We start from the raw sequence: 20,617 nt of genomic DNA, 5'->3' as shown, positions 1-20,617 counted from the left end.
AAGGAGCCATAAAATGGAATTTCACCGCCTTGGCAGCTTATTGCATCGCCGCGATATCGACCAAAGTAAACACTTACAGCAACAGCTTTCAACCGGGATAAAAAGCTCGGCCTACGGCCAAAAAAGTTGGCTATCTTTGTTTGCACTCTTTTACGCAAGGCTGACTAACGAATTGCATCAAACGAAACACAAAGTGAGTTGCTGTTTGCTGTGCCAAGGCACAACCCAACAACATCCCTTAATTTGCCCTCACTGCCAAGCCGATATTCAATATTTTGAACTTGAAAAAATTGACCATAACTTGCTGCACTGGCCAGCTATTGCCAGTCATATTAATCACCAACACTTTGAGCAACTAATTTGTTTGGCACCACACCAATGGCCATTATCAACTTGGCTATCGGCGCTAAAATATCAGCAGCGCTTTGAACTTGCCGATTTAATCGCTTTCTTACTTGCCAGCCGCCTCAAAGCTAGCCTACATGTGTCGAGCAATACAGTGTTAACGGCAGTACCCATCCATATTGAACGATGGCAGGAGCGAGGCTTTAACCAAAGCCATTTAATTGCAAAAGCACTCGCTAACTATTTGTCAATCACCTACCAGCCAATGCTGTTAGCAAAGGAGAAAGTCACTCAACCACAAGTCGGACTAAGTGGTGCTGAGCGCAGAAAGAATGTCAAAAATAGCTTTGTCGTTACTCAGCCAAAATTGGTATCAATGTCACCTGACATTGTGCTGTTTGATGATGTGATCACGACTGGAAGTACAGCGAATGAGGCATGTAAAACATTAAAGCTTGGTGGAGCCAATAAAATCACCGTTGTTTCGGCGACCTTGGCTCCTCCGAGCTAGTAGACGTTACTCCGCTTTGGCGTCAAACGCTTTAGCAAAGAACAAGCTATTGGCAAGCAATTTTGCACTGCCCAGCCAATACCCGCGAAACGCTAAAACATCTGAACTTGCAATAACACGCCCTTGACCATAGTTGTGCCCCAATAACGCAACATTGTTCGCCACTTGGTTGACCAAATTGCGATCACTGTAACCGCTCAGTAATGGCGATGCGGTATATTGCGCGACGCCAACAAATGGAGAATTTGGCTTTTCAAAGATTAAGCTACTATTTTTAAACAGCGGCAAGTTTTGTTCAGTGTACCCATAGGCCAAAGGATGACTGGTATCGAGTTTAGTACCGTAAATTGCACCTGCTATACGTTTGCGCGCGGCCAGAGATTCTTTGTCTTGATAGGTTAACGTTTCGGTCGCGAACATTTCATCAATGCGTTTTTTACTGACAAAATTCGCTTTTAAAATTTCTTGTTCAGCCAGCCATTTTGCAGCGCTCTTTTGACCAAACAAAACACCACCAGCACGCACCCAATTGGTGAGCTTGTTAACAGTTTTCTTAGACAAGTCACTGTAGTTACCGTTAACCATGATAATATGGCTGTAGTCTGCTAAGTTCACTCGAGCCAAACGCGATTTTTCAACCAAAGACACTGGAATGCCTTGCATTTGATCAAGATAGAAACGAATCTCGCCAGCTTCGTATTGCGACACGCCATTACCACCTACTAATAGCACTTTAACTGGCTCAACTGGCAATAACGTCCGGCTGCCCAAATCAGCACCCTTAGGTGTCAAACCGGTATTAATATTGAAAATTTCAATACCCGCTTCAGTGGCTGCGCTCGCCACTAAGTCGCGCCAATTTTCTTCTGTTTGAATACCCGCAGGAATAACAATAGTACCTAAAGCAAAGTCTTTACTATCACCAGCAAGCACACTGGTAAATGCTTTAGTAGCAACTCGAGCCTTGATACCTTGGCTCAATAACTTGTTCAGTAGCTTAGGCGCCAAGAAATGATGCCACTCGAAAGCATAGGCATAAGCATTTTGGTCGAGTTCGACCGTTTCAGTTGGCGCTGATTGCCAAGCTTGTTCAGACCACTTTAGACCCCAAGTGCGAGTAATCGGTTGAAACTCAATGTTCATTGCATAAGGCAATGTCCAACCGGAAACGTCGTAAAAGGTATTATCTTGGAAATCTGTCTCTGTGGTAAATAGTGCTTTTACAACTCGGTATTGCTTTTGTTCAAGCGGAATAAAATAGCTAGTTGCTTTACTGTAGACCTTATCATTAAGACGATAATCAGAGGTTAAAGGGTAAGCTTCAACGTGGTGTTGTTTTAACTTACCGAGAAAATCAGCCATGCGGAAGTTGTCATGACCTTCGTGAACGAGGTAGCCGCTAATCTTTTCTTTCGACGCTTGTTGCTCACCCTGCTGATAAAAATCATAGCGATATTGCTTTAATGCTTTACTGTTAGCAGTAGCGCCAGCTAGGGTCGACAATGAAGTTAACACTTGGTTTTGAATACCAAATTCAAAGGTCAGCAAACCGTTAATCGTGTCTACTTGATAACCGCGACTACTGGCTTGCTCAAACAAAATACCAACGCCACCATTGATATCTGGATAAGTTGAACCTTTGCCATAATAAAAATCGTCAAAGTTCTCTTCACTAACATATAAACGATCTTTACCGTCTAGTGCTGCTGCATGGAACTTAGCAATCTCTTGAGTTAGTTCAGTATTTTTCTGTAACGTTAACGGATGGGTGCGAGTTGGAATACCAGGTTGGAAGAAGTAAGTACTGTTGCGTCCCATTTCATGGAAGTCGCCCAAAACATTCGGTTGGTATTGGTAAAAATACTTGATGCGATTGCGAGTTTCTTGTTGTGACAACAACAACCAGTCGCGATTTAAATCAAACCAAAAGTGGTTAGTACGGCCACTCACCCAGCCTTGGTTGTGCTCGCTGTGATAAGGGTCGATATTATCGCTGGTATTGCGATAAGTCATCACCCATTGGGCGAATCTGTCCATACCATCGGGGTTTAAGCTTGGTTCAATAACAATAATAGTATTGTCGAGTAACGCCTTTACTTCAGGGCTTTGGCTCGCTGTTAGGTGGTAAGCGACAGCAAGCGACGCATGAGTACCTGAAATTTCATCACCGTGAACACTGTAGCCGAGCCATACAACCAATGGGTCGTTTTCATTGACCTTACTAACATCATTGCGACGAGCCAAAATTTGAGACAGATTATCGAGATTTTGCTGGCTAGAAATGGTTAATAGAATTTGTTCGCGATGCTGTGCAGTGCGGCCAATACTAGTTTTAATCATGTTTGGAGAGCGTTCAGCAAGCGCCGACATATACTGCAGTACTTGATAGTGCATTAAATGACGCTCGCCAATTTCAACACCTAAAACCTGCTTCGGTGTCGGAATATCTGCGTTATAACGCTGCGCTTTTGGCAAGTAATCAGCTACGGGTAGCGCTGATGTCTGAAACGAAACTAATACCGTCGACAGCAAGCCAATTAGAAAAAATAACAATCCACGCATCACCTGCATGTAAGCCCCCACATATAATTATTCGTGTAAATACTAAGTCAAAACTGTACTAGCTTAGCACAAATGACCTATCGATATTGATTAACTTCTACTAGCATAGCGTTGCGATGCAGAGTAAAATGCTCATAGTTGACCAATTTACTAAGGTATTTGCTCAAGTCAGCAGCAAAACCGCCTGATAGAGAGTATTCAGCATTATGATCAATATATCAGAATCTGCACAAGCGCATTTCGCTAAGTTGCTTTCACAACAAGACGAAGGCACAAACATTCGCGTATTTGTTGTTAACCCCGGTACCCCAAGCGCTGAGTGTGGCGTTTCATATTGCCCGACCGATGCCGTTGAACCTGACGATACTGAGTTAACATTCAATGAATTCTCGGCTTTTGTCGACAAAGATAGCAAACCTTTTTTGGATGAAGCTGAAATTGATTTTGTTACCGACCAAATGGGTTCGCAGTTAACCTTAAAAGCGCCTAACGCAAAATTGCGTAAAGTTGCTGATGACGCACCACTATTCGATCGCGTTAACTACTTTTTACAAGCTGAAGTAAATCCACAATTAGCTGGCCATGGCGGTGAATGTACACTCATGGAAATTACCGAAGATGGTTATGCCGTATTGCAATTTGGCGGTGGTTGTAATGGCTGTAGTCAAATTGACGTAACCGTTAAAGACGGTATTGAAAAGCAATTGATTGAAATTATGGGTGATGAAATCAAAGGCGTTCGCGATATGACCGAACATCAACGCGGTGAGCACTCATACTACTAATCACTCGCACATAACATTTTCAGCAGCGACAGAATTTTTAGATGTCGCTGCTTACTTCCCACCAAGTCAATTTCTAACCTCAAAAAGTTACTGCTAGCGATACTGATAACGATAATAGTGCCAAGCTAAACTGACTCCTCGCGCGAGCATAAAACCACAAAACGCTGCCCACAAACCGTGATTACCAAAACTCTGTAAAGCAAACCACAACGGGAAAAATCCGCCAAAGGTCGCTATTACCATAGTGTTGCGCATAATTTTCGCGAGCATCAATCCAACATAAACACCGTCAAATAAAAAGCACCAGCACGCTAACACAGGTAACGCCATTAACCACGGCAAATACTGATTAGCAACAGTTAAAACACTGTCGATATCGGTAATCATACTCAGTAGCCAATCGCCAAAAACAATAAAAGCCAAACTGTAAACACAGGCAAAACCAAAGCTCCACATCAGGCCTACATTGACTAGCTTTGTTAGTCGACGGTTGTTGTTAGCACCTTTAGCTTCACCAACCATAGCCTCACTGGCGTTAGCAATACCATCTAAACCAAAGGAAATTAACAACAAAAAATTCATTAAGATTGCATTAGCCGCGACAATATCATCACCGAGGCGAGCGCCTTGAAAGGTAATAAAAACAAAGCACAGTTCTAAACACAGAGTGCGAATTAAGATGTCTCGATTGAGTTTGAAATAGCGAATCAGCTCTGCACTTTGAAACAACAACTGATGAATTTTTTCACTGAATCGCCATGACAATTTAACTTGTTTAATCGCCGCTAAGCCGATCAACAAACCTGAATACTCAGCCACTAAGGTCGCTGCCGCAACACCTTGTACCTGCCAACCAAGACCTAAGACAAACCACAAATCCAACAGTAAATTAATACTATTGGTTAGCAGCAAAATAACCAACACCGCTCTGGTTTTTTGGTGACCGAGCAACCACCCTAAAACCACTAAGTTGGCCAACGCCGCAGGTAATCCCCAAATCCGTATTTCACTGTATTGACGTGCGTAAAACTGCACTTGTTCTGAACCGCCCGCCAATGCTAAGGAAATATCCAAATACGGACTTTGCAGCATTATCATGAGCGCGCCTAACGCGAATGCCACCAGTAAGCCTCTGAGTAAAATTAACTGACTCAATTCGCTGTTTTGGGCGCCAAAACTCTGCGCTGCCAAACCAGTCGTCGACATCCGCAAAAAACTACAGAGCCAAGTGACAAAGGTGATAATCATGGCACCAACCGTGCTACCACCGAGAAAATAAGCATGGGACAAATGGCCAATAACCGCTGTATCAACCAAACCAAGTAGAGGTACCGTGATATTGGATAAGATCATCGGAATCGCCAAAGCAAACAGCTTGCGATGATCTTCGGTTTGACCAAACTTATTAGCAAAAAAATGAGCTACCACAAATAAACTTCCTAAAGCACTAGAGTTTTGCGCCAAATCGCGCTATTTTTCGCATTACTCGCTGCTGCTATTCGTTATCAATAAAGATCTCTATTATGCCTGACTTTATCACTAAATTATTTGCTTACTTGCCATTCAATCGGCTAAAAACATGGGTAAAAAGTCAGCGCAATAACGCTTTAGTAACCCTATTACTAGCCAGCTTTGCTTTGCCGAGTTATGCCGCAGTGGTCTTGCAATACCATCACGTCAGTAGTGAAACACCAAAAAGTACCAGTATTAGCCCAGACCAATTTCGCGCGCACTTGCAATACCTTGCCGACAACCAATTTAAAGTGGTGCCATTGTCAGAAATTGTCGATGCGATTAAGCACCAACAACCCATGCCTGATCGCGCTGTTGCCATCACCTTTGACGATGCTTTTCGCGACATTTTAACTAACGCCAAACCGATTTTAGACCAGTTCAATTTTCCCTATACCATTTTTGTTAATCCCGGGGTTGTCGAAAAAAACAGTAAAAGTAATTTAACTTGGGACGAGCTTAAAAGCCTCGCGGAGCAAAACGTGATCATTGCTAATCACGGTTACTACCACGATTCACTGGCGCGCAAACCAAGCAATATTAACGAACAAGACTGGTTAACACTGCAAACTGAATTGTTAATGAAGTCTGAGCGTTTGATCAAAGAAAAAACCGGCGCTAATTGGCGTTACTTTGCTTACCCGTACGGAGAATTCACACCAGCGCTACAAACTTGGTTGACTGAGCACGGGTTTGTTGGTTTTTCTCAGCAATCAGGTGCTATTGGCTTAACAACAGATACCAGTATTCTACCGCGCTTTCCGGTATCACAGCCGTATGACAAAATCGCGAGCTTGCGAGATAAGTTAAACTCCCTCGCCTTTACCATCAGCTTCGATTCAGCTGAACAGCAAACTATTTTCCCCTATCAAGAAAAGCGCTCATCGACTTTTAATATCGAAGTTAACGATTTCAACCCCAATCAGGTCAACTGCTATGTGTCAGGTTTAGGTCGTCAAAAACTGCATTGGCAAGACAATACCAGTTTCACGATAAACTTTAGTAAACCTTTGCCAAGTGGTCGCGTACGCAGCAACTGTACCGCACCTAGTTTGAGTAAACCGGGCAGATTTTACTGGTACTCAAAACCTTGGTTTGTCTTAAAGCCCAACGGCGAGTGGTATCCACTGTAGTTTGCAGTGTTAACTTTTAGTAACCAGCAACAATTTTAGCAAAATCACTGATCAGGTTATCGGCATTAATGGTCGGTACTTTGCCCACTTCGTGCTTGGGTTTGAAAATGGCGGCAATATCGCCATTGGGGTTGGTCAAGACAATCGACGCACTGTGATCGACTAAATAGCTAGCATTTGCATCAGCTTCATCACCAGCAATGGCATACATCAACCCCAAGTTGCGCGCGAATGGAAACAAAGCACTGTGATCCCCACGCAACGCGACAAAATCTGGGTGAAAATAGCGAATGTATTGAGCGAGTTTGTCTTGGCTGTCTCGTTTGGGATCAACAGTAACTAACAAGACTTGATTGTTATCAGCTATTTTCTGCAATTCTGGATAGGCAAAATTGAGCTCTTGTAGCGTCGTAGGGCAAATATCTGGACACGAAGTATAACCGAGAAAAAACCACGACCATTTACCCTTTAGTTCACTGTTACCAAACGCTTGTCCTTTGTGATCCGACAGGGTGAACGGTTTAATAACTCTCGGCTGCTGATAATACAAAGCATGTTCCGGCGCTGGTGTTTTGTTCACCGAATTAAACACCAAAACACCAGCAACTATCGCTGCACCAGCAATTAACACCAACAACAAATTTTTCATTTCACTCAGCCTACTACTATCGAAAATTACTGACTTATGGCAACGGCAGTAAATAGTGATCTAACAATAATGCGATAAATAATAGCATTAAATGAATGATAGAAAACTTAAAAGTCGCCATTGCAGTATTGGCTTGGGCGTGAAATTTCAGCTGCCACGCATAGGCGAGGAAAACTCCATTGAGCACAACTGCCGACAATAAATAAAGCCAATTACTCATTCCGACAAGATAAGGCAGCAGACAAACGACAAACAGCAATAAAGTATAAAGGAGGATTTGGGTTTTGGTAAATTCGATGCCATGGGTCACCGGTAACATTGGAATGTTAACTTTGGCATAGTCGTCGCGACGATGAATCGCTAGTGCCCAAAAGTGCGGCGGTGTCCAAGTAAAAATAATCAGCACTAACAACAGTGCATTGCCGTGAATTTCATTGGTTACCGCTGTCCAGCCTAGTAATGGTGGTATTGCCCCGGCTAAACCGCCAATCGTGATATTTTGTGGCGTTGCTCGCTTTAAGTACATGGTATAAACAAAGCTGTACCCCACTAAACCAGAAAAGGTCAGCCAAGCGGTCAGCGGGTTTACCCAATAAAAGAGCATGACAAAGCCCAGTAACGCCAGCACGACAGCAAAGGTAATCGCACTGGTTTGACTAATACGGCCATTTGGCATTGGTCGATTGTGAGTGCGCGCCATCATGCTATCAATGCGCTGATCAACGATGTGATTAATAGCCGCCGCTGCAGATGATAGTAAACCAATGCCCAAAATAGCGGGAATTAGCACTTGCCATGGGATAGTACCAGGCACTGCCAAACTCATGCCCACTAAAGCAGTCAATACCAAAAGTGCAACCACTCTGGGTTTAGTTATTTGATAATAATCACGCCAACTCGCTTTGGTTAGCTGGCGATCAATGCCAGCGCTTGCGTTAACAGTTGTTGCTTTCATCAGCGCCCCCTATATTTTTCGTTTTAGGCTATAAGTCAAAGTAATCAAAATCATCATCAAGCAGGCCGCGACAACATTGTGACTAACGGCAACCGACAAGGGTAGTGAAAACCAAACATTACTCACACCAAGACTCACTTGTACCAATAAAATAATGGCTAGGCCAAGCGCTGCACTTTTAAAAAATTGGCTTTGCGCCCGGCTAAACAAAACAAAGGCCAACCAACCCAAGTAAAGTGCGGTAACAATAGCGCCAATTCGGTGCATAACGTGAATGGTCACCCGTGATGCGTGATCGAGGTGGCCAAATTCGTAACTTTCACGCTCAGGCGGTATCAAATCAAAAGAATCGGTAAAGGTAAGTTGTTCAAGCCAACCAGACTGACAAATAGGTAACTCAGTACAGGTCAAAGCAGCATAGTTAGACGATGTCCAGCCACCAAGTGCTATTTGTGCAGTTAGAATAACAATACCGATAACACCAAATTTTGCGTATCGTTTAATATGAGTATCGCCACCGGGTACCCGATAGGGCTTTAGCCGTAAATAGAGTAAATGCAATAAACACAAGGTGGTAATACCGCCCAGTAAATGTCCCATAACGACCACTGGCATCAATTTCATGGTCACTGTCCACATGCCCAGTGCCGCCTGAAAAGTCACTAAGGCCAGCAGCGCCATTGGCAGCATAACTGGCGTCCCTTGCCGACGATTTTTTATCGCAAGAATAGCAATAGCCAAAATCAGTAATCCTAAGCTGCCGGCAAAATAACGATGAATCATCTCATTCCACGCTTTTTGCTGTTCAACTGGTCGCTCAGGAAAGGCTTGTTCCGCTTTAGCTATTTCTTGACTGGTTTGCGGTACATCGATCAGCCCATAACAACCAGGCCAATCAGGGCAACCAAGCCCAGCATGAGTCAAACGAGTAAAAGCACCCAAGCTGACCACCAACAAAGCCAGCACTATTGCGGTTAACACTAATCTGCGCATCAATACCATCTAACCAATCCTCGAATACTTCAACAATTTCTTGAAATCAGCCAACACTAATTTGCCAAAACTCGCCAGTTTCTGGGCGCGCTGCTGTTCGACCATTACTTGATTATGAGCTTGATCACGAGCTTCATTACTACCGCTAGTCGCAATAACCATGTCAGGAATTGAGTGATGCAAAACCAGATTACCGAGCGCGTCAACGATCACCACTTGTTCGTTGCCAAGCTTTACAGCACTCTCTGGTGTATCAACCAATATTTGCCATTTTGCCGATGGTAGTTTTTGTGCTACTTGATCTGCCATCGCTTCAGTGGTCAATAACACGGGGGTCACTCTTGGTACTTCTCGTCCCAATGCAGTATAGGTATTTTGTATGCTTTGTAGAGTCGCTAAACAGGTTTGCTGACAAGTACTCGGCATTCTGTAAAGCAGTAACCATTTTTGCTTAAAGTCTTGGCTAAAACCGAGTTCAGCCATAGACAACGGCTTATCATACAGTTGACCTTTGTTAGTAACGCCATAGTTAAACCATTGCAGTTCAAGCGCCAGTTTCGCTAAAACCACGGGAACAATAAAAACCGCTAATAATAGAACAAAGCTGCGCCTCGATTTAGTTACTTTTTCATTATTAGGTTTTTGATTGTGCTTATCATAAGGCTTAGTATCTAGCTGAGTTGACGTCATTATCACTCCTCTGAAGCTATAGAAGAATTCGCTGCTGAACTAACTTTCACCGCGAGAGTTAACATCAAGATTAACCAAGCGATTGCCAAACAAAACCATTGAAAAGCATAAGCTTGGTGTTTTTCTGGCGGCATCACAATTGGCTGCCATTGTTTGGTGAAGCCGATATTTTGCTCTTGGTCTAAATACAGGACAAAAGGCATTAACTCTACTTGGTATAACTCGGCAATTTTATCCAGCTCTATCTGCTGAATGCGCTGCGGCCATTGTCCTTGAATAAATTGTTGCGGCGTTAACATTACGCCTAGTTCAACTAAACGGACGTTGCCAGTAATCGAGATGCGGCCGTGAAAGTCAGTCACCTCAGGAATATAATCGCGATTTTTACTGCCTTTAATCCAACCTAAATTAACCAAAACATTACCGAAATCAGTGACAAATAATTGCAACACTCGATAGCCAAGTTGTCCTTGATGAACTTGATTATCAAGCAATAAACTTTGTCCCTGAATAAATTGTCCGGTCAGCGCAAGCGGTAAATCATTAATTTGCTCATTGCGTTTTTGTAGTACCGCCAACTCATTCAAACTCAGCGCTTGTTGTTGGCTATACTCAGCAATCCTAATCAAGCGCGCCGACTTTTCTTGCGCGCGCTGATGTTGCCAATGAGAAAGCTTGATTAATCCACCAAAAACCAGCAAGGTAAATATCACCCATAGCCAATGTTTAGCTAAAAATAACGGCGAAAGAACCTGTTGTAGTTGCCGAAAAACATTAATTAGTAACATTAGTTAATAACATCAACACAGAGCAATTACCTATGCTAATACTGTTTAAAATCCTACTTGTTGCGGCGCTTTTTTTTATGATTTTCAATTTATTTAAAGCGCTGATTATTATGAATAAACACGATCCAAGTCAGCCTAGTTCATCACAACCAAAAATGTCGAAATACATCGGCCGTCGGGTCTTGATCTCGGTGATCATTGTCATCAGTCTGTTAGTCGCTATTGCTACCGGACTGATCACCCCCAATCCAACACCTCGTTAACTGAGCTGTTGTAATTTACGTAAACTCAGTTAAATGATGTAAACAAAAATAAATAAACCAACCCAAACAACATCAACAAAGTGCCAATACCAACTGGCCGCTTGAAAGGCAAAGTGGTTCTCAGGGGTAAAATGCCCTTTTAAAACTCTTAAAAACACGACAAACAACATGATGGTACCTAAGGTCACATGTAAGCCGTGAAAGCCGGTTAGCATGTAAAAGGTGTTGCCGTAAATACCACTGTCTAAGTACAACTTCATTTCATCGGAATAACCGTGGGCATATTCCAACACTTGTAAACTGAGAAAGATAACACCAAGCACAATGGTCAACCCGAGCCAAGCTTTCAACTGCGGGCGTTTGTTTTGCTCCAATGCGACATGGGCAAAATGAGCTGTGACTGAAGAGGTCAATAACAAAATAGTGTTGATTAGGGGTAAGCCATACCAGCCCATGCCCGTTGTTTCAGTGCCATCAGGGGTCTTAATCAATGGCCAAGTGGCGGTGAATTCAGGCCATAACACGGCCCCTGTCATCGCATTGTTGCCAGCGCCATCTAACCAAGGTACCGCAAAAACACGGGCGTAAAATAAGGCGCCAAAAAAGGCGGCAAAGAACATCACTTCAGAGAAGATAAACCAACTCATCCCTTGTTTAAATGAGCCGTCCATTTGCGCCGAGTATTTACCCGCCATCGACTCGTTAATAACATTGCCAAACCAGCCGAAAACCATGTAAATGATTAAAGCGATACCGGCGAGTAAAACCCAACCACCCCAGCTACTTTGTTCACTGGCAAGCGTTGAAACGTATTGACCAGCACCGACAGCAATTAAAAAAAGTGCCACTGCACCAACAATTGGCCAATGACTTTGTGCAGGTACGTAATAACTTTCATATTGTTTTGTTGTCATCATTATTCCCCGTTGTCCGTTGACGCTAAGCCGCTAGACTACTTGCCAACACTGGCGGTGATGTCGTACAACGTGTATGACAAGGTCAGTGTTGAGATGTCTTTTGGCAACTCAGGGTCAACATAAAATTGCAGTGCCATTTCAATCGATTCTTGCCCCTTTAGCGGTTGATGATTAAAACAAAAACACTCAATTTTTTGAAAATATAACGCCGCTTGGCCCGGTGATACTGAAGGTACAGCTTGGCCAATAATGTCTCGCTGCGCTTCGTTTTTTGCGAAAAACTTAACCACTTTTCGCTCACCCGGATGCACTTTAATTTCGCGCACCATAGGCTCGAATTGCCATGGAATTCCCTTCGCCATGCGGCTGATAAACTGCACCGTCACCAAACGCTCTTTGTCGACACCTTCGACACTGTATTGAGCCGCTTGGGTATTGGTTTTGCCATTGAGGCCAGTGATGTCACAAAAAACGTCGTACAATGGCACCAAGGCAAAACCGAAACCAAACATGGCAAAGACCCCCAACACTAAACGCGTTAGTGTTTTCTTAACTCTTGGGTCGAGACCTGTTTGATTCGGCGCAGTCATGCTTATCCTCGATTAGTCGACTTTAGGCGGCTTTTCAAAGGTGTGATAGGGTGCCGGGCTAGCCACTGTCCACTCTAAACCTTCTGCACCATCCCAAGGTTTAGCCTCAGCTTGTTTACCGCCGCGAATACATTTGATCACTACGGCGAGGAAAATTAGCTGTGATAAACCAAAGGCAAAACCGCCAATACTGACCCACTTGTTAAAGTCGGCAAACTGCAAGGCGTAGTCTGGAATTCGGCGCGGCATACCTGCTAACCCCAAAAAGTGCATTGGGAAAAACAAAACGTTAACCGAAATTAATGAACACCAAAAATGCGCTTTACTCAAGGTTTCATCAAACATGTAGCCGGTCCACTTAGGCAACCAATAGTAAACACCTGCATAAATTGAGAACAGCGCCCCCGTCACTAAGACATAATGGAAGTGAGCAACGACAAAGTAAGTATCGTGGTACTGAAAGTCGACTGGCGTCAGCGCCAACATCAAGCCAGAGAAACCACCAATGGTAAACAGGATTACAAAGGCGATTGAAAACAGCATCGGGGTCTCAAAGGTGATTGCTCCGCGCCACATAGTCGCGACCCAGTTAAACACTTTCACCCCAGTCGGCACTGCTATCAGCATAGTACAGTACATAAAGAACAGCTCACCGAAGAGTGGCATGCCTGTGGTAAACATATGATGCGCCCAGACGATAAATGACAGGAACGCAATCGATGCAGTCGCGTATACCATTGAGCTGTAACCAAACAGCTTCTTGCGTGAAAAAGCTGGAATCGTGGTAGAGACAATGCCAAAGGCTGGCAAAATCATGATGTAAACTTCGGGGTGACCAAAGAACCAGAAAATATGCTGGAACATCACAGGGTCGCCACCACCGGCGGCATCAAAGAAGCTAGTACCAAAATAAGTATCTGTTAGCACCATAGTAACGACACCGGCTAATACTGGCATTACCGCCACCAATAAATATGCGGTGATGAAGAAGGTCCAGACGAACAATGGCATCTTCATGTAGGTCATGCCCGGCGCGCGCATATTCATAATAGTGACGACAATATTAATCGCCCCCATAATGGATGAAATGCCCATAATGTGAACCGCAAACACGAAAAACGCGGTACTGCCGTTACTATAAGTCGTCGACAACGGTGCATAAAAAGTCCAACCAAAGTTTGGTGCACCACCAGCCATAAAGAACGACGATAACAAAATCGTAAAGGCAAAGGGCAAAATCCAAAAGCTCCAGTTGTTGAGGCGTGGCAAAGCCATATCTGGCGCGCCAATCATCATTGGAATCATCCAGTTTGCCAAGCCAGTAAAGGCCGGCATAATCGCACCAAAAACCATGATCAAGCCGTGTACTGTGGTCATCTGGTTGAAAAAGTCAGGTGAGATAATTTGCAAACCCGGCTGGAACAGCTCAGCGCGAATGACCATAGCCATTGCACCGCCAGTTAGCAGCATAATGAATGAAAACCAAAGATACATAGAACCGATATCTTTGTGGTTAGTGGTAAACAACCAGCGCTTAATGCCAGTCATTTTGTGATCATGATGGTCGTGAGCGTCGTCGTGCGAATCATGGCTAATCGTTTCAGTCGTCATTTCAATGCCCTCCTACTTCGCACTTGCTTGTTTTAGTTTTGCAACGTCACTTGGCTGCACTGTATCGCCGGTATTGTTACCCCAAGCATTGCGTTCAAAAGTGACAACTGCCGCGATATCAGTGGCCGATAAACTGGCACCAAACGCTGCCATTGCCGGATTAGTCGCACTGCCGTTAACAACAATATCAACGTGTTTAGTGACATCACCTAGCGCAATTGGACTGTCTTTTAAGGCCGGGAACGCTGGCGGTAATCCCATACCAGAGGCTTGATGACATGCACTACAAGCGGTGTTGTATACCTGCTCGCCTTTTGTCATCAACTCATCCATAGTGTAAACCTTGCTCAGATCTTCAGTTTTAGCTGTTGCTACTTCTGCGACCTGTTCAACTACTTCGGCAACATTTTCTTCGACACTAGCCACCGTTTGTGCAGCTGCTTCAACCAAGCCACCGGTATTGTCAGCATTAGCACTTGCTCCACCGGCTTGTGCATTAACATCTGATGCTTGAACCGTCTCGCCAGTGTCATTACCCCAAGCATTGCGCTCATAGGTAACAACCGCGGCAATTTCTTTTAGTGATAATTGCTTACCAAACGCGGGCATGGCATTTTTACCGTTGAGCACAATGTCAATGTGCTCGCCGATCAAATCAGTTGTTGTTGCAATATTACTGCCTTTAAGTGCTGGAAAAGCAGGGGGTAAACCACCGCCACCGGGTTGGTGACAAGCGGCACAATAAGCGATGTAGGTGGTTTCACCTAAGCTCATAAGCTCGTCCATAGAAGCGTCTGCTGAAAGCGATTGCTTTTCAGCTTCCGCCGCTTGTGCAATCAAGGCTTTTTGCTCAGCAAGCCAAGCGTCATAATCAGCTTCACTTTTCACTTCGACAACAACAGGCATGTAACCGTGGTCTTTACCACACAGCTCCGCACATTGGCCGCGATAGGTGCCAGGTTTATCAACCTTAGTCCATGCTTCATTAATGAACCCCGGGTTGGCATCTTGCTTAACGGCAAACGCCGGTACCCACCAAGAGTGAATGACATCGTCAGAGGTAATTAAGAAACGGACTTTTTTATTAGTCGGAATAACCAATGGCTTGTCGACTTCCAATAAGTAATTGTCGCCTTTGGCAATAGGCTCGCCTTCTCGGTTATCGAACTGCTCTCTCGGCGTTGACAACACGGAATAGAACTCTACGCCTTGGTCAAAGTATTTGTAGTGCCATTTCCACTGAGAACCAGTGACTTGGATGGTAATATCTGAATCGTCGTTGTTTTCCATTTCGATCAGCGTTTTGGTGGCGGGAATTGCCATAGCGATCAAAATTACGATGGGAATTGCGGTCCACAGTATTTCAACTTTTGTGCTTTCGTGAAAATCGGCCGGCTTAACGCCTTTAGATTTTCGGTGAAACACCATAGACCAAAACATAGCACCAAATACGACGATGCCTATAACCGTACAAATGTAGAGTACCAGCATGTGCAAGTCATAGACTTCCTTGCTGATTGCGGTAACTCCCTCGGTTAAATTCAATTGCATTTCTGCCCAGGCCGAAAAGGAAAGTGTAGTTCCCATCAACAGCCAACCTAGGTTACGTCTTTTCACTCGACATCTCCTCTGCCCACAATGCAAAACAAAAGCCCAACCCGAACGGCAGAACAGAGTTCTTTAACGACGGAAAAGTGATTTTGTTTTTGACTGCAACGTAAGATGAAGTTAGCGCCTACGTTGCCGATATTTTTATTGTTATAATTTTTTATTATTGTTTATTTTCTAACCTAGAATTACCTAATTTTTTATTGAGGTCTAGCCTTTTTTTTCAAACAAAAACCCAAAAAAGCCAACAATTTCAGTAGAGTAAGCGCTCTAAAACATTCTCTAGCACCTAACACAGCTACTGTACACAATTCGTTCAAGGCAAATTCTAACGCTGTAAAATTTTGCAAAAAAATTATTACTCCACTCAAACTAAGCATAGAGCAAAAAAATAAAAAGCGAGAAATCAATTAAATAAAATTTTATCGGCGAAACTAAATAGCGTAGTAGTTAAGATTGAAGACCAGAAGTTATGATTTATAGCACAGTATTATTCGCATCTTAGCTGCGCTTTTGGATATAATATCGCCAAGCAATTATTCGATTTTTTACCTGAGACTTTCCATGGCTGACAACTCTGCAAAAGATTCCCTGATCCAAGATCTGAAAACCATTGTCGGTGCGAGCTACACGCTTACCGAACAAGCTAAAATACAACCTTATAGCAAGGGGTTTCGCTTTGGCTCAGGTGAAGCAATGGCGGTTGTTAGACCTGCGACGCTCGTCGAAATTTGGCGCGTATTAAAGGCCTGTGTCGCTGCCGATGTTATTGTCATCATGCAAGCCGCCAATACTGGGCTAACTGGCGGCTCAACGCCTGACGGCAACAATTACGATCGTCCTATCGTTATTATCAGTACCATGCGTATCGACGATATTCAGTTGATCGACCAAGGCAAACAGATTGTCGGCTTAGCGGGTAGTACCTTGTTTGGCTTAGAAGACAAACTCAAACCTTATGGTCGCGAACCACATTCAGTGATTGGTTCGTCGTGTATTGGCGCCTCAATCGTTGGTGGTATTTGTAATAACTCAGGCGGCGCCTTAGTACAAAGAGGCCCAGCGTATACCGAGTTGGCTCTGTATGCTCAAATAGATGATGCAGGTAACTTATCACTGGTGAACAACATTGGTATTCACTTAGGTGACGAGCCAGAACAAATACTGGATAACCTACAAAAACAAAATTACCGCGAAACTGATGTTGAATATGGTGAGCTGCGAGCATCAGATAACGAGTATCAAGAACGTGTTCGCCAAATCGATGAGCCAACACCATCGCGCTTTAACAACGATGGCCGCCGTTTGCACGAGGCTTCGGGTTGTGCCGGTAAACTCGCTGTGTTTGCCGTTCGTCTAGACACTTTCCCAATTCCAGAAAAACAACAAGTGTTTTATGTTGGTACCAATGACCCAGGTGTACTTGCGCAAATTCGTCGCGATATGCTGTCAAAATTTGAAACTTTGCCAGTATCTGGTGAGTATTTACACAGAGGTTGTTACGATGCATCAAAAAAATACGGCAAAGATACGTTTATCGTTATCGACAAATTAGGCGCAAAATACATTCCGAAAATGTTTGCCATGAAACGTAGCGTTGACCGCATTGCAGATAAGTTTAAATTTTTGCCAAGTAAGTTCTCTGACAAAATCATGCAATACATGAGCTACTTATGGCCAAACCACCTTCCTAAAAGAATGGAAGCTTACCGAGATCAATACGAACATCATTGGATTGTTGAAATGAGCGGTGGCGGTGTCGATGAAGCCAGGCAGTATCTCAGCGAGTTTTTCAAAAATAACGAAGGCGATTATTTCGAATGTACGCAAGAAGAAGGTGATAAAGCCATTTTACATCGCTTTGTTGCCGGTGGTGCAATCGGCCGTATGCATGCAATGAAAGCCAACGAACTCGGCTCAGTAATGACAATTGATGTTGCTTTTCCACGCAATGAAAAAGAGTGGTTTGAAACACTGCCCAAAGAGCTTGACGATCAAATCGCCGTTAAACTCTACTACGGGCACTTGTTCTGTCACGTAATGCACCAGAACTACATCTTGAAAAAAGGCGTTGATGCCAAAAAAGTGAAGAATCAAATTCTTGCAACTTTCGACGCACGTGGCGCTGAATACCCGGCTGAACACAATGTTGGCCACGAATACTCGGCTAAAGACGAGTTAAAAGCATTTTACAAAAAGCTCGACCCTACCAACTCATTTAATCCTGGTATTGGTAAAACGAGTAAGTGTAAACATTGGGCTGAATCCGAATAATCGCCTGACGGAAAAAAGGCGCTAAGCAGTACTTAGCGCCTTTGATTTTTAATGATTAATACTCAAACCTGCAAACAGCAAACGTTTTACTTAACCTCTGCCAAGCATACGCTTCAAAGTATTGTCTTTGTAGACTAAATGATGCTTGTAAGCGCCAATAATATGCAACGCAATAGCTGCAATCATTACCCACATTAAAATGCCATGCATTTCATAACCTAAGCCAGCAAGTGTTTCATTCAAAGGCGCGACTTTACCTGTAACAGGGTCAGTATTCTTTGCCAATAATTCAACGCCGAATACATACAAGCCACGACCGCCAGCTCCCGACATCATCATACCCGAAATTGGAAATAAGACAGTGCCAATAATCAACACCCAATGGACAACTTTAGCTGCTAGCTGTTCTACTTTTTTGACCGCACCAACAGGTTTCGGCCAACCATTTAACATTCGCCACACCACTCGCAATAACACAGCAATAATAATCAAAATGCCAAATGACTTATGAATCGGATACAAGGCATAAGTTTCGGTTTGTTCCATGTAAGTTCCGACAGCGATCAGGCTAATCATAGCCAATGCGACTAGCCAGTGCAGGACAATGGTCGTTTTAGAAAATTTTTGTTCAGTGTCTTTCATTAGCTCCCCCAAGCATGAAAATGTTAGTAGTCGAAATCAACTTACCAAGGCGAGCATTAAAATAGGATTAAGGGCTAAATGCAAATAAAAAAGCTATTGCCAGCGGATAAACTGGCAATAGCTTTATGTTCGAGTATAAACCTCTGCTACACAGAGTTATTCATTGAGGAGTTTGCGCTAGCGCAACTCGTTTACATCCAATCGGCACTGCGAATAACGCCAACGGCAATTCCTTCAACGTTAAAAGCTTGACTCGCTAAATCAACTTTAATCGGCGAAAAGTCTTCGTTTTCTGCGTGTAAATAGACAACATTACCTTCTCGTTTAAAGCGCTTAACGGTTACGTCATCTTCAACTCTAGCGACAATGACTTGGCCATTTTTAACATCTGCTGTTTGATGCACGGCCAGTAAGTCACCATCGAGAATGCCAATATCTTTCATACTTTCACCGTGCACACGCAACAAATAATCTGCGGCAGGATGAAACAAGTTACCATCAATTTGATAATTATCTTCAACGTGCTCTTGCGCTAAAATCGGTTCACCAGCGGCAACTCGGCCAATAAGCGGTAAGCCTTGCTCTTCTTGATTGAATTCTTCAGCTAATCGAATACCGCGAGATGTGCCCGGCAACATCTCAATATAACCTTTTTTCGCCAGCGCTTTTAAGTGTTCTTCTGCGGCATTGGCTGACTTAAAACCAAAAAAGTCAGCAATTTCAGCACGAGTGGGTGGCATTCCAGTGGCAGAAATTTTTTCTTTAATTAAATCAAAAATCTGTGACTGTCGCGGCGTTAAAGGTTTCAATATGGTCATAATTAGCCTGTTATTCTATACAGTATCAACTGTTAGTATATACAGGCTGTAAATAAAGGCAAGTAATTGGTTGAGTAATAATCAGGTTTACAAAGTCAAAACAAAGATCGCGATTAAAGTACGCCAACAAGATTGATAACAAGGTACGACATTATATTGCGCATCATACTTTTATTTTTCCTGTTGCTTGCCATTGTGCTTGCCAGTCAGGTAATACTGCTAATAGGTTTTCATCGGTCGCATCGAATTCCACTCTCTGAAAACCATGTTCATCAGAATAAAAGTAATCGATAAAATCGAACTTACCTAAATAAGCGGCCAAACAGCATAAAGCTGTACCAGATAGCCCTCGATAGCATATTGACGATTGCTTCATGACCTCGAAAAGTTTTGTATAATCATCAATAGGCCAAGCACTTTCCATATGATTGCCAGCAACCGTTAACCAGCGAGCTATCTCTTGAGCAATCAACTCATCACTAGAGGCATCTTCACCTTCTAATGTTATTGAGCGATAGCCCTTTGTTAACGAATCAGTATGAATGATATCAAGTGATTCAGAGAAAATGATTTCAGATTTAAAGCCGATAGACTGCTTTAAGTGTGAAATGCTATCAACCATTTTGACAACTTGCGGTAATTTTACTTCACCACAGATTTCAAACCGAAAGTAGCCACCTTTAAAACTCAGGTTCGGTGCAATAATATAGTGGGCATCTTTATTAATTTTTTTAACAAACTTACCACTGATAAATTGCCAACCGTGCTCAACGGCTATTTGCTTACACATTGCTAATATTCTTGCTTTATGGGATGCCATTTACATTTCCTTTCTAAACTCGCTATCGCAAATTATATACAAGCCACAGCCAAAAAATAACTGCTCTGTTATTCAGTGAATTCTCATTGCCAAGCAACCATAATGTCAGTAAGGACAAATCAACTTAGCAATGGTAGAATGCGCCCATTAA

Annotated in this window: 19 protein-coding genes; 5 read left to right on the top strand and 14 right to left on the bottom strand. The window is 43.3% G+C overall.

Features of this window, described 5'->3' with window-relative positions:
• The first annotated feature begins 13 nt into the window (after positions 1–13).
• Positions 14–856: a ComF family protein gene (locus J7384_RS06595; protein WP_209112295.1), complete on the top strand. Its 843-nt coding sequence runs from the start codon at positions 14–16 to the stop codon at positions 854–856.
• Positions 857–862: 6 nt separating this feature from the next.
• Here J7384_RS06595 and J7384_RS06590 read toward each other — a convergent pair whose 3' ends face one another.
• Positions 863–3,427: a M14 family zinc carboxypeptidase gene (locus tag J7384_RS06590; RefSeq protein WP_209112293.1), complete on the bottom strand. Its 2,565-nt coding sequence runs from the start codon at positions 3,425–3,427 to the stop codon at positions 863–865.
• A 197-nt stretch (positions 3,428–3,624) separates the two neighbouring features.
• Here J7384_RS06590 and nfuA point away from each other — a divergent pair, with 197 nt between their 5' ends.
• Positions 3,625–4,203 carry a Fe-S biogenesis protein NfuA gene (nfuA, locus tag J7384_RS06585; RefSeq protein ID WP_209112291.1) on the top strand — a complete coding sequence of 193 codons (579 nt, stop codon included), beginning with the start codon at positions 3,625–3,627 and terminating at the stop codon, positions 4,201–4,203.
• Between the two features lie 93 nt (positions 4,204–4,296).
• Here nfuA and J7384_RS06580 read toward each other — a convergent pair whose 3' ends face one another.
• Positions 4,297–5,631, bottom strand: coding sequence for an MATE family efflux transporter (locus J7384_RS06580; protein ID WP_209112289.1), 1,335 nt, complete (start codon positions 5,629–5,631; stop codon positions 4,297–4,299).
• A gap of 95 nt (positions 5,632–5,726) precedes the next feature.
• Here J7384_RS06580 and J7384_RS06575 point away from each other — a divergent pair, with 95 nt between their 5' ends.
• Positions 5,727–6,848 (top strand): polysaccharide deacetylase family protein, encoded by a 1,122-nt coding sequence (locus J7384_RS06575; RefSeq protein WP_209112287.1) that lies wholly within the window; start codon positions 5,727–5,729, stop codon positions 6,846–6,848.
• Positions 6,849–6,864: 16 nt separating this feature from the next.
• On the opposite strand, the gene J7384_RS06570 is transcribed toward J7384_RS06575, so the two are convergent.
• The 5 genes from J7384_RS06570 to J7384_RS06550 are packed head-to-tail and all read right to left on the bottom strand — an operon-like array spanning position 6,865 to position 10,923.
• Positions 6,865–7,497, bottom strand: a complete 633-nt coding sequence (locus J7384_RS06570) for an SCO family protein (protein ID WP_209112285.1) — start codon at positions 7,495–7,497, stop codon at positions 6,865–6,867.
• 34 nt (positions 7,498–7,531) lie between these two features.
• Positions 7,532–8,452: a heme o synthase gene (gene cyoE / locus J7384_RS06565; protein WP_209112283.1), complete on the bottom strand. Its 921-nt coding sequence runs from the start codon at positions 8,450–8,452 to the stop codon at positions 7,532–7,534.
• Positions 8,453–8,461: 9 nt separating this feature from the next.
• Complete coding sequence (locus J7384_RS06560; RefSeq protein ID WP_209112281.1) at positions 8,462–9,454, bottom strand: COX15/CtaA family protein; 993 nt, start codon at positions 9,452–9,454, stop codon at positions 8,462–8,464.
• The gene (locus J7384_RS06555) at positions 9,455–10,135 is read right to left on the bottom strand and encodes an SCO family protein (RefSeq protein WP_209112279.1); all 681 of its coding nucleotides are present in this window, start codon (positions 10,133–10,135) and stop codon (positions 9,455–9,457) included.
• Positions 10,136–10,137: 2 nt separating this feature from the next.
• Positions 10,138–10,923: an SURF1 family protein gene (locus J7384_RS06550; protein WP_209112277.1), complete on the bottom strand. Its 786-nt coding sequence runs from the start codon at positions 10,921–10,923 to the stop codon at positions 10,138–10,140.
• A 32-nt stretch (positions 10,924–10,955) separates the two neighbouring features.
• On the opposite strand from J7384_RS06550, the gene J7384_RS06545 reads away from it, so the two are divergent.
• Positions 10,956–11,186, top strand: a complete 231-nt coding sequence (locus J7384_RS06545; protein ID WP_280636323.1) for a DUF2909 domain-containing protein — start codon at positions 10,956–10,958, stop codon at positions 11,184–11,186.
• Between the two features lie 29 nt (positions 11,187–11,215).
• On the opposite strand, the gene J7384_RS06540 is transcribed toward J7384_RS06545, so the two are convergent.
• The 4 genes from J7384_RS06540 to coxB are packed head-to-tail and all read right to left on the bottom strand — an operon-like array spanning position 11,216 to position 15,921.
• The gene (locus J7384_RS06540; protein ID WP_348523849.1) at positions 11,216–12,103 is read right to left on the bottom strand and encodes a cytochrome c oxidase subunit 3; all 888 of its coding nucleotides are present in this window, start codon (positions 12,101–12,103) and stop codon (positions 11,216–11,218) included.
• 35 nt (positions 12,104–12,138) lie between these two features.
• Complete coding sequence (locus tag J7384_RS06535) at positions 12,139–12,693, bottom strand: cytochrome c oxidase assembly protein (RefSeq protein ID WP_209112273.1); 555 nt, start codon at positions 12,691–12,693, stop codon at positions 12,139–12,141.
• A gap of 12 nt (positions 12,694–12,705) precedes the next feature.
• On the bottom strand, positions 12,706–14,304 hold the full coding sequence (gene ctaD, locus J7384_RS06530) for a cytochrome c oxidase subunit I (RefSeq protein WP_209112272.1): 1,599 nt from the start codon (positions 14,302–14,304) through the stop codon (positions 12,706–12,708).
• A 12-nt stretch (positions 14,305–14,316) separates the two neighbouring features.
• A complete protein-coding gene (coxB, locus tag J7384_RS06525; RefSeq protein ID WP_348523848.1) occupies positions 14,317–15,921 on the bottom strand; it encodes a cytochrome c oxidase subunit II in 1,605 nt (534 codons plus the stop codon).
• A 555-nt stretch (positions 15,922–16,476) separates the two neighbouring features.
• Between coxB and dld the strand changes: the two genes are divergently transcribed.
• Positions 16,477–18,186, top strand: coding sequence for a D-lactate dehydrogenase (dld, locus tag J7384_RS06520; protein WP_209112270.1), 1,710 nt, complete (start codon positions 16,477–16,479; stop codon positions 18,184–18,186).
• A gap of 90 nt (positions 18,187–18,276) precedes the next feature.
• Here the strand turns inward: dld and J7384_RS06515 are convergent, their stop codons facing one another.
• The 3 genes from J7384_RS06515 to J7384_RS06505 form a co-directional block, all read right to left on the bottom strand.
• A complete protein-coding gene (locus J7384_RS06515; protein WP_209112268.1) occupies positions 18,277–18,828 on the bottom strand; it encodes a cytochrome b in 552 nt (183 codons plus the stop codon).
• Between the two features lie 191 nt (positions 18,829–19,019).
• On the bottom strand, positions 19,020–19,637 hold the full coding sequence (lexA, locus tag J7384_RS06510) for a transcriptional repressor LexA (RefSeq protein WP_209112366.1): 618 nt from the start codon (positions 19,635–19,637) through the stop codon (positions 19,020–19,022).
• 172 nt (positions 19,638–19,809) lie between these two features.
• Complete coding sequence (locus J7384_RS06505) at positions 19,810–20,466, bottom strand: hypothetical protein (RefSeq protein ID WP_209112266.1); 657 nt, start codon at positions 20,464–20,466, stop codon at positions 19,810–19,812.
• Positions 20,467–20,617 lie beyond the last annotated feature (151 nt).

Origin of the sequence: Endozoicomonas sp. G2_1 (assembly GCF_017744155.1) — a bacterium.
Lineage (GTDB): Bacteria > Pseudomonadota > Gammaproteobacteria > Enterobacterales > Alteromonadaceae > JAGHQT01.
The sequence above is the reverse complement of the archived record's forward strand: the minus strand, read 5'-3'. Positions and strand labels throughout refer to the sequence as shown.